Origin of the sequence: Streptomyces laurentii (assembly GCF_040635425.1) — a bacterium.
Lineage (GTDB): Bacteria > Actinomycetota > Actinomycetes > Streptomycetales > Streptomycetaceae > Streptomyces > Streptomyces laurentii.
This window is the reverse complement of sequence record NZ_JBEYHT010000009.1, coordinates 55,393-71,481: the sequence shown is the minus strand read 5'-3', so window position 1 is coordinate 71,481 and position 16,089 is coordinate 55,393. Positions and strand designations below refer to the sequence as shown.

The window sequence follows — 16,089 nt, the reverse complement described above, 5'->3', positions numbered from 1 at the left end:
CTCACAGCTCCCGTACGGCGAGCAACGGCTCGGCGCGGTCGTAGCCGACGACGGGGCCGTCCCGGCACAGGAGCAGGGGGCCGAGCTGGCAATGGCCGCAATGGCCGGTGGCACAGCGCATATTGCGTTCGAGCGAGATCAGGACGCGATCGGGGCGTACGCCGCGATGCAGCAGCTCGCGGGCGGTGGCACGGATCATCACCTCGGGACCGCAGACGAACGCCGTCGTCCGCTCCGGGGCGAACTCCGTTTCGCCGAGCAGTGTGGTCACCACGCCGACCCGGCCCCGCCAGCCCGCCGCGGGCCGGTCCACCGCCACTCCGAGGTACGGCCCGGCCCAGCCGTCGAGTTCGTCCCGGAAGAGCAGATCGTCGGGACTGCGGGCGCCGATGAGGACGTTCAGCCGCCCGTGCGTCGACGGCGCGGCCAGGGCGGCGAGGATCAGGGGCCGGAGGGGCGCGAGCCCGACGCCGCCCGCGACCACGACCAGATCGTCTCCCGCGGCCAGGGGAGCGTCCCAGCCCGTACCGAATGGTCCGCGCATCCCGACCATCGCGCCCGGCCGGAGCGCGCACAGCGCCCGGGACACGGCGCCGACACCGCGGATCGTGTGCAGCAGCCCACCGCCGGGGAGGATGCCGGACACGGAGACCGGGATCTCGCCGACGCCGAACGCGTAGACCATCGCGAAGCGGCCCGGGGCGAAAGGCGGCAGCGCCTCACCGGCGGGCTCCAGCCGGAGCGTGACGGTGTCCGCCGTCTCGGGCCGGGTGTCCACCACGCGGTAGGGGAGCGGTACGGCCGTCATCGCGGCCCCTCGCCGCCGTGCGGTCCGTACAGGTCGAGCAACCGGGTCCTGGTCGACCGCAGGCGGTGGCCGACCACCCCGATGACATACGTGAGCAGCGCGTGGTCGAGTGCCGGGTCGCGCGCGCACCGTTCCAGGACCTCCGCCGCGTCGTACTCCCGGGCGCGCACCGCACCGCCGGCCTCGGCTCCCAGGTGCCACCGTCTCGGCGGGCACACCCAGGACCAGCCCAGGAGCTGCCCCGGCCCGATGGTCTCGACGACCACCGGCCGGCTGCCCGGCACATACAGGTCGAGACGGACGGTACCGGCGAGGACGGTCCAGAAGCGGTCCGCCCGGCCGCCCTCCTCGAAGATCCGGGTCCCCGCGGGCCACGACACCTCCCGGGAGAGCGCGGTCAACCGCTCCCGGTGGTCCTCGGGAAGTTCGTCGAAAGGTCCGGTCCCGGTCACGCCGGCCGGTCCTTCGCGCGGGCTTCCTGATGCAGGGCGTGAGCCTCCTCGGTGAGGTCGATGCCGACGGGGCACCACACGATGCAGCGGCCGCAGCCCACACAGCCGGAGCTGCCGAACTGGTCGTGCCAGGTGCCGAGCTTGTGGGTGAGCCACTGGCGGTAGCGGCTGCGGCCGGACTCGCGGACCGGGCCGCCGTGCAGAGACGAGAAGTCCAAGTCGTAGCAGGAGTCCCAGCGGCTCCAGCGCTCGGCGTGGTCGCCCGTGAGGTCGGTGACGTCCTCGGTGGTGGTGCAGAAGCACGTGGGGCAGGCCATGGTGCAGTTCCCGCAGGTCAGGCAGCGGGCCGCGACATCGTTCCAGCGTGTGGCGTCCAGGCTGTCGGCAAGCAGTGTCCGCAGGTCCGCCGTCGGCATGGTCCGGCCCATGCGGGCGGCGGCGCTCTCGACCGCGCCCGCCGCCGTGCGGCGCGTGGCGGAGTCCGCCGCTCGCCGTGGCAGTCCGGCCAGGACGTCGGCTCCTTCGGGTGTCCCCGCGCGGGCCAGGAAGCGGTGCCCGGCTTCGTCGAGCACCTCGGTCAGCGCGATGTCGTAACCGGGCCCGGCCGCCGGTCCGGCGTCCATGGAGACGCAGAAGCAGGTCCCGCCCGGCTCGGTGCATTCCACGGCGATCAGGAACGCCCCGGTGCGCCGGGCACCGTAGGCGTCGTCCCGGTGCCGGTCACCGAGAAGGACCCGGTCCTGGATCGCGATGGCGCGCAGATCGCAGGGCCGCACCCCCAGGAACGCGTACCGGCCCGGTTCGTGCCGGTCGGACAGCACCCTCAGTTCCCCGTCGGGGCCGCGGTCGGCGGACCATTGGCGCACCCGCTGCGGGAGCAGGTGGTTCTTCCAGGACTGCGGCCCCGCACTGTGGGCGAACGCGGCCCGGTCCGTACGCCGCACCAGCCGGTAGTGACCGCCGTCCAGTTCCACGCCCCAGCCGTACGGAAGCTCGGTGGCGGACTCCAGTTCGGCGAGCACGATCGCGTCGTCCCGGACCGTCGGGCCGACCACCGTGCGGCCCCGTGACCGGAGGACCTGGACGAGCGCGTCGAGTCCGCCGAGGTCGAGGACACAGTCCGTGTCCCCGGTGTCCCCGGTCGGTTGGGGCGCGGTGGCCATGGTTCGTTCCCGTCCGGTCCGTCCGTGGCCGCGTGCCGAGGTTCCGCGCGGGCCGGAGCGGGACGCACCGCGACACTCCGGCCACCTCAGCGTGACCACTCCGCCGCCGATGCGCACGCCGGGCAGGGCAGGAGTGAGCCACCTGGCGCCGGCACGAGCCCGGACGGCCGCCGCGGGTGGGCGACGGCGCGCCGCAGGGGGCGCCGGCGGCCCACTCGCAGGGCACCCTCACCCTTCGCCCCGCCTCTCGGTCACACCTCTCGCGCGTTCACCGGCGGTGGCGCTTCGGGGGGGACGGCCGCGTGGTACTCCGCGATGTCCTTCTCGATACGCCGTGCCAGCGGCTCCACCACGGCTGCCACGGCCTTGGTGAGCCCCGTACCGAGCGAGCCGTCCCCGCTCTCGACCGCGTACACGATCAGATGCGCCGGCAGCCGTCCCAGGACCCGGGACAGTTCCACGGCCTCCCCGAGGCCGAGCCCGTGCGTGCTGGCGGCACCCGGCCGCCGGACCCCGTGTTCCCCGAGTTCCAGCCGGTGCACCCGACCAGGACAGCCCGGGTGCACGTGGGCGGCGTCGACGACCACGGCGAGCCCGGCCTCCTCCCACAGGCCGATCAGCCGCCCCGGATCCCCGTCGCTCGACGCCAGTACGGTGCCGGGAGGGAGCGGGCGGGTCGCCCGGCCCTCCTTCAGCCGGGTGATGACGGCGGGGCCGAGTCCGTCGTCCCGCCGGAACTCGTTGCCGACTCCGACGACGGTGATGCGGGTGGGGACTGCCACTGCGTCCTCCCTGTGCCCGGGTGGACCGGGTGTGCCGGGTGTCTCCGCGATCCGGTTGTCACCGCTCGGTGCCGGGTCCGCCGGTGCCGAGTCCGGTGGTGCCGGGTCCGGTGGCGTCGGACTCGCGCCCGAGCCGGTCGCAGGAGACCGAGACGACTCCGTCGACCGTTGCGCACATACGTTCGATGACGGGGATCGTGCCGCGGTACGGCACGTGGCCGCCGAGCTCCACCCGGCCGTTCGACACCTCGACCGACAGTGCGGCCGGGTCCAGGCCGAGGGTGCCGCCGAGGATGTCCTCGGTGATCTCACGGCGGATGTCGGCATCCTCGCGAAGGAAGATCCGCAGCAGGTCCCGGCGGCTGACGATGCCGACCAGCCGGTCCCGGGCGTCGACGACGACGAGCCGTTTGACGCCCTGTGCCTCCATGAGCCGCGCCGCCTCCACCACGGTCCACCCGGGGGTGACGCACACCGGGGGAGCCGACATCACCTCCTCCGCCCGGGTGCCCTCGGCCTTCGCGCGTTCCTCTTCCGAGAGCCCGGGAACGGCGGGCAAATCGCCCGGTACGGCAGCCTGGTCGGCGGTCTTGCGCAGCAGGTCGCCCTCCGACACGACCCCGATCACCCGGTCCTCCGAGTCCACCACCGGTACCGCGGTGACACCGTGCCGGGCCAGCGTCCTCACGACGTCCTTGAACGGCACGTCCCCGCGGACGCTCACCACCTCGCGGGTCATCAGCTCTCCGATGCTGCGATGACGCATCGCCCGCTCCTTCCGTGCGGAAGCCGCGCCGCCGGCACGGAGGTGTCCGGCGCGGCCGTCCCGGGCGGCCGGGGCGGGCCGCCCTCCTGCTCTTGTGCGGTCCGCGTTTCGCGGGACAGCGGCCGGAAGACCTCTTTCATGCTTTCAGCCCTGAGCCGGTGCGGCGACCGCTGGGGTGCCGGAGACACGGTCCGGGTGACCAGCCCGCGGCGGCGTGACGCGAGGTGCCCAGCCGGCCGATCGCGGGATATCCGGTCAGCCGTGCCGCACCAGGACGACAGGAGCCCGGCCGCGGTGGAGGAGGACGGAACGGCCGGCCTGGCGAGCGTCCGGCCCCGATGCTTTTCTAAGAGGGAAGGCGCCCGCCCGGAGGACGCGGAGAAGCGGCTCCGAGCCGCACACCGCGCGAACAAGGCCCGGGGAGAAGCGGAGGGCCGCTCCTCCCCGGAGCGCCACGCCCCGGCCCGTCCGGCAAGGCCCCGCGCATCACACCGATGCGGCGGGAGGCCGGGCTTCCGGCAGGCACCCCTGAGCCGGAAGGCGGTGGGCAGGATGGAACGTCCCGTGGTGGCGGGAGTCGACGGATCCGAGACCGGGCTCGCGGCCCTGGACTGGGCCGTGGACGAGGCCGAGCGGTGCGCGCTGCCGCTGCGGATCGTCCACGCCTCGCTCTGGGAGCGGTACGAAGAAGTCGTGACCGACCCGGCCGAGGACCAGCCGCCCGAGCAGAGCATCGCGGAGGGCATTGTCGCCGCCGCGGCCGAACGCGCCCGGCTCCGCGCCCCCGGCGTCGAAGTCACCGCCGTCGTGCGGCCTGACGACCCTGGCAGCGCGCTGCTCCAAGAGGGACGAGACGCGGCCCTCGTGGTCGTGGGCAACCGGGGGCGCGGCGAGTTCACCGGTCTGCTGCTCGGCTCCGTGAGCCTGGTGGTGGCCGCGCGGTCCTCCTGTCCGGTCGTCGTGGTCCGCGGCGACCGCTACACCCGGGACGCCGGGCACGGGCGGGTTTTGCTCGGGATCGGCGCGTATGACGTGGACTCCCCGGCCGTACGCTTCGCCTTCCGCGAGGCGGCCCTGCGCGACGCGGAACTCGACGTGGTCCGCGCCTGGCGGCGGCCGTCCCTTCTGGGTGGCAGCCACCTGTCGCCAGGCGGTGACGCTGTCGAGACCGACGGCGGAGACGAACGGCGGGCCTCCGACCTGCTCGACAAGGCACTGGACGCGCTCGTGCGCGAGCACCCCCAAGTCCGGGTGCGCCGCGTCACGGTGGAAGGCGCCCCTCACCGGGTGCTGGTCCAGCGCTCCGCCGCCGCCGACCTGCTGGTCGTGGGCGCGCGCCGCCGCGACGCGCTCGTCGGCCTGGAACTCGGCCGGGTCGCCCACCGCGCCCTGCACCACGCCGAATGCCCGGTCGCCATCGTCCCGCAGTACCCGCCGCAAGCCCGGGAAGACGAGTCGTGAGGAACCGAACCGGTACGCGGGACACCCCGCGACCTCGGCCGCCGGACGGGAAGAAGCCTGGCACGCCACACCCCAGGAGTGAGGAACGATGACCAGACACGACAGAGAGCACGGACATCCGGCTCTCCCTGACTTCGACGACTGGTTCGCCCGGAGCTTTCCGGGACTGCCGGGGTGGCGACCCGCCTCGGCGGCCCACTCCATCCCGGTGGAGATAACCCGCCGTGACGGCGTCTTCGTTCTGCGCGCCGAACTGCCGGGGACGGACCCCGACCACGACATCGCCATCACCGTCGATGACAACCTGCTCACCGTGACCGCCGAGCACCCCGAGACCGAGGAGGACAAAGAGCACTCGGAGTTCCGCTACGGATCCTTCCGCCGGACCGTACGCCTCCCCGCGGCCATCCCCGCCGACGCCGTCGACGCCTCGTACGCGGACGGCATCCTCACCATCCGCGTCCCGCTGCCCGACGAGAACACTTCCACCGCCCGCACCGTCCCCGTGAGACGGGTGAACCGGAGTGACGCGTCACGGACACGCCCTGAACACCACGGAGGGGGAGGCGAACGGCCCGGCACGACTACGTCTCGCCGTCCGTGGTGAGTTCGTACCGTACGTCCCCAGTGCCTTCGGCCGCTCGCGCCCGTCGGACCTTCGGATCGGGGACGTGTGCGCGGCACTCCTCCTGGCGCACCACGACCGGCCGGAGGGGACGGGCACCGGGACGCTGAGACCGCCGGACGACAGGTGCCGAGATGTCCGGGCCGTGGCTCCTCGACGTGGGCCGGGCGGGTCCCGAGGGGGACCGAACGCCCCCATCGCCAGGAGGCCTGGACAGTGTCAGTGTGAGAGGTGAGGTTCCAGAGGCGTGGACCCTCGGGGTGTACTCCGGTGGAGGAACCATGACCCAGGGGATGCCGAGTCGGCCGAAGGCCGGTTCCGCGTCGGAGCGGACCCCGTTCGTGGCAGGGCCGCCCCGGGCCGCTCCCCGCGCGCCTTGGTCCCTCACGCCCACTGCCCCATCCAGAGCGTCGCGTCCGGCTTCGTGATCCGCGGCGAAGGTGGCGAGGATCCATGGGAAACGACGTAGTGATCGGTGTCGATCCTCGGGAGCCGTCCGTGCCGGCCCTGGACTGGGCGGCCGACGAAGCCCTGCGCAGGGACACGTCCTTGCGCATGGTCACTGCTGTGCCGCCGGTCCACGACCGGCTCTCGTTCGACGCGCTCGCTCACCGGAGCGGCCTGCGCATGCGTGCCGCGTCGGTACTCGCCAATGCCGAGGACCTCGTACGGGAGACGCACGGCGGGCCGCGGACCGTGACGGAGCTCGTCGACGGCGCACCCGCGACCGTCCTGTACGAGCGGGCGGTGGATGCCGCAGTCGTCGTGCTGGGATCACGCCGTCTCGGCCGGACCGCCGAAGTCCTCAGCGAGGGTTCCGTGGTCGTCCCGTTGACGGCGCGCTCCCCCTGCCCCGTCGCCGTGATTCGCGCACCGGCGCCCGAGCCCGTGCACCCGCCGCTGATCGTCGTCGGCGTGGACGGAAGCCGCGACTGCCGGGCCGCCATCGCGTTCGCCGTGGCGGAGGCCGGTCTGCGGGAGGCACGGCTCCAGGCTGTCTGGGTGTGGCCGCGCCCGCCGCTGTCCCGCGACGACGTCGCCGAGGGCCTCGCCGAGCGGCGCCGGCTGCTCGCGGAGGCGGTCGCCGGCTGGGCCGAGCGTCGCCCGGATGTCGGCATCGAGCAGGAGGTCGTACGCGGACATCCGGTGGAGGAGCTGGCGCGCGCCGCAGGGAGCGCCGTCGCCGTCGTCGTCGGCCGCAGAGGCCGTGGCGGCTACTCCGGCATGCGACTGGGCTCCACCGTTCACGGACTGCTGCGCCACGCCGCCTGCCCCGTGATCACCGTCCCCCTTCCCGAGACGGCGGAGACGGACGGCACCCCGGTCGGTGCGGCGCCGCCCCGGCTCCAGAGGGATCAGGGGACGGCCACGGGCTGACGCGGACGCGCCCTGCCCGGATTCCCGCCGACGGGGCCGCGGGGACGGCATCCTCGTCATCGAGGTCCCGGGCGACGAGCGGGCGGAGACGACGCGCACGATGCGTCCCGGCCGCGCGTCGTGCTCTCCCCGCCCCGCCGGGGGCGTCCCCTTCAGGTCCGCCATCCCGGCCGGCGAGGCGTCAGCCGGTGGGCGGGAGGTTCCCGCCCGCGGTGACCAGGCCCGTCTCGTAGGCGATGACGACCAGTTGGGCCCGGTCGTGGGCGTGAAGCTTGGCCAGCAGCCGCCGCACATGCGTCTTGACGGTCGCGACGCTCAGCCCCAGATGCTCGGCGATCACGGGGTTGGGCAGGCCCCGGGCCACCAGGCGGAGAACTTCCCGTTCCCGTGGAGTCACGCCCGCCAGCTCACGGGCGAGTCGCGGCCGCGGCTCGTGGCGTCCGGCGAACTCGCGGATCAGACGGCGGGTGACCGCGGGCGCGAGCAGGGCGTCGCCGGAGGCGACCACCCGCAAGGCCGTCAGCAGATCGGCGGGGAGGATGTCCTTCAGGAGGAATCCGCTGGCTCCGCCGCGGAGTGCCGCGTACACGTACTCGTCCAGGTCGAACGTGGTGAGGACCAGCACACGGGTGCCGACGGCGTCCGGGTCCGCGCAGATGCGCCGGGTGGCCTCCAGACCGTCCATGCCCGGCATCCGGATGTCCATCAGCACGACGTCGGGCCGTAGCCGCAGCGCGAGTTCGACGGCCTGGTCGCCGCTGACGGCCTCGCCCGCGACGGTGAGGTCCGGCACACTGTCGATGAGCAGGCGGAAGCCCGTTCGCAACAGCGCCTGGTCGTCGGCGATGAGAACCCGGACCGGCCGGTTCACCGTGCCGTTCCCGGTTCGCAGGGCAGCCGCGCGTGCACCCGGAAGCCGCCCGTCGCCAGGGGGCCGGCGGAGAGGGTCCCGCCGCACATGACCGCCCGCTCCCGCATCCCGATGAGTCCGTGCCCGCCGCCGGAACGCCGGGACAGGAGCTGCGATGGGAGCCGGAACGGGAGCTGGGACGGGAGCCGGGACGGCGCGTCGTTGACAACCTCGATCTCGACCGCCTCGGGACCCGTCCGGGACAGGTTCACCCGGCAGTCCGCCGATCCCGCGTGCTTGACGACATTGGTGAGGGCTTCCTGAACGATCCGGTAGACCGCCAGTTCCACACCCGGGGGGAGCGGTGCGTCCGGGTCGACGGACAGCTCCACGCGCGGGCCCGCGCCGTCCGCGAGCGCGGGCAGGTCCGCCAGACCGGGGGTGGACGCGGACTCGGCTCCGTCACCCGGTGACCGTAGAACGCCGAGCATGCGGCGCATCTCGGTGAGCGCCGCCCGGCCCGCTGTCCCGACCAGTGCGAGGGTCCGTTCGGCCTCCTGGGGGTTGGTGGAGGCCACCGCACGGGCCACCTCGGCCCGCACCGCGATGACGGTCAGATGATGGGCCACCACGTCGTGGAGCTCCCGGGCGATCCGCAGGCGCTCGTCCGTCACGGCCTGCCGGGCGGCGAGTTCCGCGTACGACCGCTGCTCCCTCAGCGCGGTGCCCACCAGCCAGAGCAGGGCCGTCAGCGAAGACGCGAAGACGACGCCCCCCGCGACCTCGGAGGCCGGGACCGGTCGCGGTACGAAAGCCATGGCCGCCGCGACGGCGCCCAGCGAACAGCCGAGCGCCGTCGCGGACCGGCGCCGCGGTTCCCGTGCCGCCACTGTGTACAGGGCGGCCGCGACGGGGACCCAGGACTCCTCCCATCCGGTGAACGCGATGGCGAAGACCGCCCCGGCCAGGACCGTGTACAGAACCCGGAGGGGCCGTCTGCGCCGTACCGCGACCGGCAGCCAGACCACCGCCGCCACGGCTCCCGCGCCCCAGCCACCGCTCCGCGTCTCGCTCGCGCCGAACGCCAGGGCGAGGAGCACGGCCGCGACCGTGTCCACACCGTGCCACTGTCCGTCCCGCAGACGTCCGGCCACCAGCGGCCGTGACTCCCCGTCGCCCATGCCGGCCACGCTAGTCGAGCGGGGTCCCGGGGGTGGTCAGCCCGGAGGACGTCATCTCCCGGGCTGAGTCATCCGCGCGGCCGATGCCCGTTCTACCTTCCTGGGCTGACACCGGGTTCGTCCCCGGGGGCGAGGCCGCCGGACTCGTCGGACGGGACAGTGGAGCGCATGAATCGGAGAACACTGCTGTCCTCGTGCGCCGGACTGGCCGCCGCCATGATCCCGGGTCCGCTCGCGCCGGTGGCCGTCGCGCGACCGCGACAGGAGGAACCCGTGCGGTTCCGACTGCCCGCCCCGAACGGACCGTACCCACTGGGTACGATCGCGCTGCACCTGGCCGACACCACGCGGCCGGACCCCTGGGTACCCTCCCGTCCCTGCCGTGAGCTGATGATCAGCATCTGGTACCCCGCCCGCGGCGGCGCGGACCGCCCCACCGTTCCCTGGATGCCTCCGGCGGCGGCCGACCGGTATCTGCGCCTGCTCGGCCTGCCTCCCGGGCGGGTACGGCTGGGAGGCACCCACGGCCACGAGGGCGCTCCCGTCGGCGGCCCACCGGGCCCGCTGCCCGTCGTGCTCTACTCTCCCGGCGCCGACGCGTCACGGTCGTTCGGCACCGGCGTGGTGGAAGACCTCGCCAGTCACGGCTTTCTGGTGGTCACCGTCGACCACACCTACGACGCGGCGGCGGTCGCCTTCCCCGGTGGACGTGTCGAGACGAATCCGCTGGGCGGGATCAGCGACTACGCCAAGGCCCTCGCGGTCCGCACCGCCGACATCCGCTTCGTCCTGGACCGGCTTGCCGTCCTCCGCTCGGGCGGCCACCCCGGCGTCTGCCGCACCCCGCTGCCCACAGGCCTGCGCGGGGCGCTCGACCCGCGGCGTGTCGGGATGCTCGGCCACTCCCTGGGCGGCGCCACCACCGCCATGACGATGCTCACCGACGAGCGGATCGCGGTGGGAGCGAGCCTGGACGGAGGCGCGGCGGGTCCAGTGGTGGACGCCGGGCTCGACCGTCCGTTCCTGGTCGTGGACACCCCGGGCAAGGGCGGTATGGAGAGCAACCCCGCCCTGCGCGCGTTCTGGTCGCATTTGCGCGGCTGGCGTCTGCGTCTGACCGTACGAGGAGCCGCGCACCTGTCGTTCGGCGACGACGCGCTGATCCTGCCGCTGCTCGCTCCTCTTCTGGGCATGTCACCGTCCGATCTGGAGGACGAGGTCGGGACGATTCCCGGGCACCGGGCGCAGGCGTTCCAACGCGCCTACCCGCGAGCCTTCTTCGACCTCCACCTCCGCGGCCGGGGGCGGCTGCTCGACGGTCCCTCTCCCGGCTTCCCCGAGGTCGACTACGCCCGGTGAACACCCCGGCGCCGGCCCTGCCCGTCCGGGCTCCGAGGGGCGACGCCGGGGGCACCGAGCAAGGCCATCGCGGCCGTGATCGAGAGACCGCTTCACGGCCATCGGACACGGTCGTCGGATGCGGGAACGGTTCTGATGTGCCCTGACCACCGCCCCGTTGTGAAACCTGTGGCGTGATGCGAGACTCGCGCCTCAACTGGTCCTCGAATTAGGGGAGTTGTGTAGTGAGAGGTATGCGCGTGAGGGGCACGGCAGCGACAGGTCTCGCCCTGTTGCTGCTCACCGGCTGCGGAGCGGAGGACACCCGGAGCAGCGGCCCGGCGACACTCGACCCGAAGGCCGACATCACCCAGCAGTCCCTCACGGTCTCCATCTGGGACGGCTACAGCCCCGAGGACCTGCCCGAGCGCGTCAAGAAGGACCTCGGCGTCCCGCTGAAGATCGCGCACCACGCCACCAACGAAGAGATCATGGCCAAGCTCACGGGGGGCGGCGCGGCAGGGAACGACAGCGGTATCGATGTCGCCTTCGTCTCCGGCCAGTACGCCCAGGCCCTGAACGCGGCCGGACTGCTCGAGCCCGTCCACGCGGACCTGATCCCGAACCTCAAGAACCTCTATCCCGAGGCCCGGCAGCTCGCCTACGACAAGGGCAACACCTTCTCCGTCCCCTACACCTGGGGGACGACCGGGATCTGCTACCGCACCGACCTCGTGGAACAGCCCCCGACCAGCTGGAACGACCTCCTCAAGCCCCCATCCGCGCTGAAGGGGAAGGTCACCATGATGACCACCGAGCGCTGGCTCGCCCTCCCGGCACTCAAGGCGCTCGGCCACTCCGTCAACACCACCAGCGACCGGGAACTCGCCGCCGCCCGCACGCTGCTCCTCGACGCCAAGAAGGACCTGCTCGCCTACGACGACACCACGTTCGGCGACAGGCTCGTCAAGGGCGAGTCGGCGATGGCGGAGGCATGGGACGGCTGGTGCCCGACCGACAACCCGAAGATCGGGTTCGCCGTCCCGAAGGAGGGCAGCGACCTCTGGGTGGACACGATGGTCGTACTGAAGTCCTCCAAGAACAAGGAGGCCGCGCACGCCCTCGTCAACTACATCCTCGCCCCGGAGATCCACAGCTGGGCAGCCGAGAACATCCGCTACAAGGTGCCCAACGAGGCCGCCATGGCACAGCTGGACCCGAAGGTGCTCAAAGCCAACGCACCACTGCGCATGACACCGGACGAGCTGCTCGAGAACGAGTCCGTCATCGATGTCGGCGAGGCGGCCACGAAGTACACCCGGCTGTCGACCGAGGTAGCCGCCGGCTCATGAAGCGGTGGCCGCTGACCGCGACCGGCCTGACGTATTCGACCGTCTTCATGGTCGTCCCCCTGGGCCTGGTGCTGAGTTACGCGTTCTTCCGGCGTGGCCGCTTCGGTGGCGTCGTGCACGAGCCGACCACCGAGAACCTCACCCGCCTCGCCGACCCGCTCTATGCCGGCGTCGTCCTCCACTCCACCTGGATCGCCGCCCTCACCACCGTCCTCGCCCTCCTCGTCGGCTATCCGACGGCGTACGTGATCGCCGGTCTCACGCGCCGTCGGCAGACGATCGCCCTGATCGCCGTCGTCCTGCCCTTCTGGACCAGCTTCCTCATCCGCGTCTACGCGTGGATCGTGCTGCTGAGCGGCCCCGGCTGGCTCAACAAGACACTGGGCGCGATCGGCCTCGGCCCGGTGGAGATCCTCTACACCGATGCGGCCGTCGTCATCGGTCTGCTGTACGCGTATCTGCCCCTGATGATCCTCCCCTTGTACGCGTCCCTAGCGCGGCTCGACCCGCGGCTGCGCGAGGCCGCCGCGAACCTGGGCGGTGGGCCGTGGGCCGTCTTCCGTACGGTGACGCTTCCCCTCACCCTCCCCGGGGTCCTCACCGGCTGCCTCCTCGTCTTCGTACCGAGCTTCGGGAACTTCGTCGTCCCCGAACTCCTCGGTGGGGGAAGGTCGGTGATGGTCGGCAACCTCATCCGCGACCAGTTCCTCAAGGCCCGCGACTGGCCTTTCGGCTCGGCGCTCGCACTCGCGCTGCTGGCCGTGCTGACGCTGCTGCTCTTCGCGCACGCGTGGACGGCGAGGAGGTACGGGAGCCGATGACCCCCACCCGGAACCGGCTGTCGACGCGCCTTCCGTTCTGGCTGACGTACGTCTTCCTCTACGCGCCCGTCGTCGTCCTCGTCGCCATGTCGTTCAACGCGGGTGGCTCCCCGTACGCCTTCGAGGGGTTCAGTCTGCGCTGGTACGGCGAGTTGGCGGGCGACGAAGAGATCCTGCACGGGCTCGTCAACACCCTGATCGTCGCGGCCGGGTCCGCGGCGCTGTCCACGGTCCTCGGCACCCTGCTCGCGATCGGCGCGGGCCGGGGCACCCGTTCACGGCTGCTGGACGTGGTGACCCTGCTCCCCGCCGTCGTCCCCGATCTGCTGCTCGCCATCGGCCTGCTCGTCTTCTACGCCGCCGTCCGGCTCACCCTCGGCCTGCACAGCGTGCTGCTCGCCCACACCGTCTTCGGCGCCGCCTTCGTTGCCGCGCTCGTGCGGACGCGGCTGGCGCACACCGATCCCTCGCTGGAGGAGGCGTCCCGGGACCTGGGCGCGACACCGCTGGCGACGTTCGTCCGTATCACCCTGCCGTCCCTCGCCCCGGGCATCGCCGCCGGGGCCCTGCTCGCCTTCACGCTCTCCGTCGACGAGTTCGTCATCGCCTATTTCACGGCCGCTCCGACCGAGCCGACGCTCCCGGTCGTCGTGTACTCGATGGTCCGCTTCGGCGTCACCCCGGAGATCAACGCGCTCGCGACCCTGCTGCTGGGGGTCAGCTTCACCGCCGTCGTCGCCGCGCAGCGGCTCACCCGTACGACCACTCCCCGCGCTCCGGAGGCGAACGGATGATCGAGATCAAGGGGGTCAGCCACCGTTTCGGAGGGATCAAGGCGTTGGACGACGTCTCGCTGGACATCGGCGAGGGCGAGTTCTGCGCGTTGCTCGGGCCGAGCGGCTGCGGCAAGACGACCCTGCTGCGTATCCTCGCCGGGTTCGAGACGCCGGACGCGGGCACGGTCACGCTCGACGGAGAGGACCTGCTGAGGGTGCCGCCGCACCGGCGCCCGGTCAATCTGATGTTCCAGTCGTTCGCGATCTTCCCGCACATGTCGGTCGAGCGGAACGTGGCGTACGGACTGGAGCGGGAACGGCTCCCGCGCCGAGAGATACGGGAACGGGTCGACGCGGCACTCGCCACGGTCGGCCTGCCCACGTACGCCCGCCGCAGACCGCACCAGCTCTCCGGCGGACAGCGTCAGCGTGTCGCGCTCGCCCGGGCGATCGTGAAGCGGCCCCGTCTGCTGCTGCTCGACGAGCCGCTGTCCGCGCTCGACAAGCAGGTGCGGGTGAAGATGCAGCTGGAGTTGAAGCGGCTTCAGAACGAGGTCGGCATCACGTTCCTCGTGGTCACGCACGACCAGGAGGAGGCCATGTCGCTCGCCGACCGGATCGCCGTGATGAACGCGGGCCGTATCGAGCAGACCGACGCACCGGTGGAGCTGTACGAACGGCCGCGTACCGCCTTCGTCGCGGGCTTCGTCGGCGCGAACAACCTCTTTCCGGGGCCGGACGGCATCACGGCTGTACGTCCGGAGCGCATCCGCATCGGCGACGGAGGTGGCGACGGGGACGGGGGCGGCGAGGGCGTGCGGCTCACGGGCACGGTCGTCGACGTCAGCTTCCACGGCGGCACGTCACACCTCGCCGTGCGTGTCCCGGCCCTGGACCGGCCGGTACTCGTCGCCGTCCAGGGCCCCTCCCGTGTCGTGTCCGGCGAGCGGGTGTCCCTTGCCTGGCCTCCGGAGGCCGCCGTCCGTATTCCCGCCGGCATCCCTGTCGGCCCGATCGAGGGGGAAGAGCCATGACGGAACGCCGGCTCACCGTGCTGTTCGTACCGGAGAGCGCCTACGGGCCCACCAACAACTGCGTCGGCATCGGCGATGTCCTGCGCCGCCGCGGCCATCGCGTCGTCTTCGCCGCCGAGGCCTCCTGGAAGGGGAAGCTCACGGCGCTCGGCTTCGAGGAGGACCTGGTCGCCCTCGCGCCCCCGCCGGAAGGAGAGCAGGAGGCGGGCCAGTTCTGGAAGGACTTCATCCGGGACACCGCACCGGAGTTCCGCAAGCCGACCATCGAGCAGCTGGAGACCTGGGTCAAGCCCGTCTGGGAGGAGCTCGTCGCGGGCGTCCGGTACTGCGAGCCGCACCTGCGGCGGATCATCGAGCGGGTCCGGCCCGATGTGATCGTCGAGGACAACGTCGTGTGCTTCCCCGCCCTGCTGACCGCGGGTACACCGTTCGTCCGCATCATGTCCTGCAACCCCCTCGAACTGAGGACGGACGACGTGCCCCCGGTCTTCTCCGGCCATCCGTCGGCGGACCGCACCGGCTGGGCGGAATTCCGGGAGGCATACGACCGCTCGCACCGCGCGCTCTGGGAGGAGTTCAACGCGTGGGTGGTGGAGCAGGGAGCTCCGGCCCTGCCGGAGCTGGACTTCATCCATCAAGGCGCAACGAATCTCTACGTGTACCCGGAAGCCGCGGACTACGCGCGCACGCTCGGCCCGGCCTGGCACCGGCTGGACTCCTCGGTCCGGGAGACGGACGGGACGTTCGAACTGCCCGCGGAGCTGCGGAACGGCGACGGCGCGTTGATCTACTTCTCGCTGGGCTCACTCGGCTCGGCGGACCTGGGGCTGATGCGGCGCGTCATCGGCGTGCTGGCCGGGACCCCGCACCGCTACCTCGTGTCCAAGGGGCCGCTGCACGAGGAGATCGAGCTCCCGCCGAACATGTGGGGCGCGGAGTTCCTGCCGCAGACGTCGATCCTGCCGCTCGTCAATCTCGTCATCACGCACGGCGGCAACAACACGACGACCGAGGCCCTGCACTTCGGCAAGCCGATGGTGCTGCTGCCCCTGTTCTGGGACCAGTACGACAACGCCCAGCGGATGGACGAGCTGGGGTTCGGCGTCCGCCTGGACACGTACCGCTTCACGGACGGGGAACTGAGGGGGACGCTGGAGCGGTTGCTCGCGGACGACGCGCTGCGGGAGCGGCTGGCCGGCGTGGGGGAGGAGATCCGCCGCCGAGACGGCCTGCGCAAAGCGGCGGACCTCATCGAAGGAGCTGCCACGCCGGCGACAGGGCGATGAAGAACACGTCCTCGGGG

The 16,089-nt window shown here is 72.3% G+C and carries 16 protein-coding genes; 9 read left to right on the top strand and 7 right to left on the bottom strand.

Features of this window, described 5'->3' with window-relative positions; translation table 11 throughout:
• Nucleotide 1: 1 nt before the first annotated feature.
• The 5 genes from ABZ693_RS08550 to ABZ693_RS08530 all read right to left on the bottom strand — a co-directional run bounded on the left by ABZ693_RS08550 (nucleotide 2) and on the right by ABZ693_RS08530 (nucleotide 3,971).
• The gene (locus tag ABZ693_RS08550; RefSeq protein WP_359874830.1) at nucleotides 2-808 is read right to left on the bottom strand and encodes an FAD/NAD(P)-binding protein; all 807 of its coding nucleotides are present in this window, start codon (nucleotides 806-808) and stop codon (nucleotides 2-4) included.
• Nucleotides 805-1,260, bottom strand: a complete 456-nt coding sequence (locus ABZ693_RS08545) for a Crp/Fnr family transcriptional regulator (RefSeq protein ID WP_359874828.1) — start codon at nucleotides 1,258-1,260, stop codon at nucleotides 805-807. The genes ABZ693_RS08550 and ABZ693_RS08545 overlap by 4 nt, the downstream gene beginning before the upstream one ends.
• On the bottom strand, nucleotides 1,257-2,423 hold the full coding sequence (locus ABZ693_RS08540; RefSeq protein WP_359874826.1) for a 4Fe-4S dicluster domain-containing protein: 1,167 nt from the start codon (nucleotides 2,421-2,423) through the stop codon (nucleotides 1,257-1,259). Before ABZ693_RS08540 ends, ABZ693_RS08545 begins: the two co-directional genes overlap by 4 nt.
• 251 nt (nucleotides 2,424-2,674) lie before the next feature.
• On the bottom strand, nucleotides 2,675-3,205 hold the full coding sequence (locus ABZ693_RS08535; RefSeq protein WP_359874824.1) for a hydrogenase maturation protease: 531 nt from the start codon (nucleotides 3,203-3,205) through the stop codon (nucleotides 2,675-2,677).
• A 58-nt stretch (nucleotides 3,206-3,263) separates the two neighbouring features.
• Complete coding sequence (locus ABZ693_RS08530) at nucleotides 3,264-3,971, bottom strand: CBS domain-containing protein (protein WP_359874821.1); 708 nt, start codon at nucleotides 3,969-3,971, stop codon at nucleotides 3,264-3,266.
• Between the two features lie 552 nt (nucleotides 3,972-4,523).
• Between ABZ693_RS08530 and ABZ693_RS08525 the strand changes: the two genes are divergently transcribed.
• The 3 genes from ABZ693_RS08525 to ABZ693_RS08515 all read left to right on the top strand — a co-directional run bounded on the left by ABZ693_RS08525 (nucleotide 4,524) and on the right by ABZ693_RS08515 (nucleotide 7,434).
• Nucleotides 4,524-5,432 carry a universal stress protein gene (locus tag ABZ693_RS08525; protein WP_359874819.1) on the top strand — a complete coding sequence of 303 codons (909 nt, stop codon included), beginning with the start codon at nucleotides 4,524-4,526 and terminating at the stop codon, nucleotides 5,430-5,432.
• Between the two features lie 88 nt (nucleotides 5,433-5,520).
• Nucleotides 5,521-6,039 (top strand): Hsp20/alpha crystallin family protein, encoded by a 519-nt coding sequence (locus tag ABZ693_RS08520; protein ID WP_359874817.1) that lies wholly within the window; start codon nucleotides 5,521-5,523, stop codon nucleotides 6,037-6,039.
• Nucleotides 6,040-6,510: 471 nt separating this feature from the next.
• Nucleotides 6,511-7,434 (top strand): universal stress protein, encoded by a 924-nt coding sequence (locus ABZ693_RS08515; RefSeq protein ID WP_359874815.1) that lies wholly within the window; start codon nucleotides 6,511-6,513, stop codon nucleotides 7,432-7,434.
• 181 nt (nucleotides 7,435-7,615) lie between these two features.
• On the opposite strand, the gene ABZ693_RS08510 is transcribed toward ABZ693_RS08515, so the two are convergent.
• Nucleotides 7,616-8,305 carry a response regulator gene (locus ABZ693_RS08510; RefSeq protein WP_359874813.1) on the bottom strand — a complete coding sequence of 230 codons (690 nt, stop codon included), beginning with the start codon at nucleotides 8,303-8,305 and terminating at the stop codon, nucleotides 7,616-7,618.
• Nucleotides 8,302-9,465: a sensor histidine kinase gene (locus tag ABZ693_RS08505; protein ID WP_359874811.1), complete on the bottom strand. Its 1,164-nt coding sequence runs from the start codon at nucleotides 9,463-9,465 to the stop codon at nucleotides 8,302-8,304. Before ABZ693_RS08505 ends, ABZ693_RS08510 begins: the two co-directional genes overlap by 4 nt.
• 168 nt (nucleotides 9,466-9,633) lie before the next feature.
• Between ABZ693_RS08505 and ABZ693_RS08500 the strand changes: the two genes are divergently transcribed.
• From ABZ693_RS08500 to ABZ693_RS08475, 6 genes are all read left to right on the top strand, one after another.
• A complete protein-coding gene (locus tag ABZ693_RS08500; protein ID WP_359874809.1) occupies nucleotides 9,634-10,824 on the top strand; it encodes an alpha/beta hydrolase family protein in 1,191 nt (396 codons plus the stop codon).
• 239 nt (nucleotides 10,825-11,063) lie between these two features.
• Entirely contained in the window at nucleotides 11,064-12,155 is a 1,092-nt protein-coding gene (locus tag ABZ693_RS08495) for a polyamine ABC transporter substrate-binding protein (RefSeq protein ID WP_359874807.1), read from the top strand.
• A complete protein-coding gene (locus ABZ693_RS08490; RefSeq protein ID WP_359874805.1) occupies nucleotides 12,152-12,976 on the top strand; it encodes an ABC transporter permease in 825 nt (274 codons plus the stop codon). Before ABZ693_RS08495 ends, ABZ693_RS08490 begins: the two co-directional genes overlap by 4 nt.
• Entirely contained in the window at nucleotides 12,973-13,770 is a 798-nt protein-coding gene (locus tag ABZ693_RS08485; protein WP_359874803.1) for an ABC transporter permease, read from the top strand. Before ABZ693_RS08490 ends, ABZ693_RS08485 begins: the two co-directional genes overlap by 4 nt.
• Nucleotides 13,767-14,786 carry an ABC transporter ATP-binding protein gene (locus ABZ693_RS08480; protein WP_359874801.1) on the top strand — a complete coding sequence of 340 codons (1,020 nt, stop codon included), beginning with the start codon at nucleotides 13,767-13,769 and terminating at the stop codon, nucleotides 14,784-14,786. Before ABZ693_RS08485 ends, ABZ693_RS08480 begins: the two co-directional genes overlap by 4 nt.
• The gene (locus ABZ693_RS08475) at nucleotides 14,783-16,072 is read left to right on the top strand and encodes a glycosyltransferase (protein ID WP_359874799.1); all 1,290 of its coding nucleotides are present in this window, start codon (nucleotides 14,783-14,785) and stop codon (nucleotides 16,070-16,072) included. Before ABZ693_RS08480 ends, ABZ693_RS08475 begins: the two co-directional genes overlap by 4 nt.
• Nucleotides 16,073-16,089 lie beyond the last annotated feature (17 nt).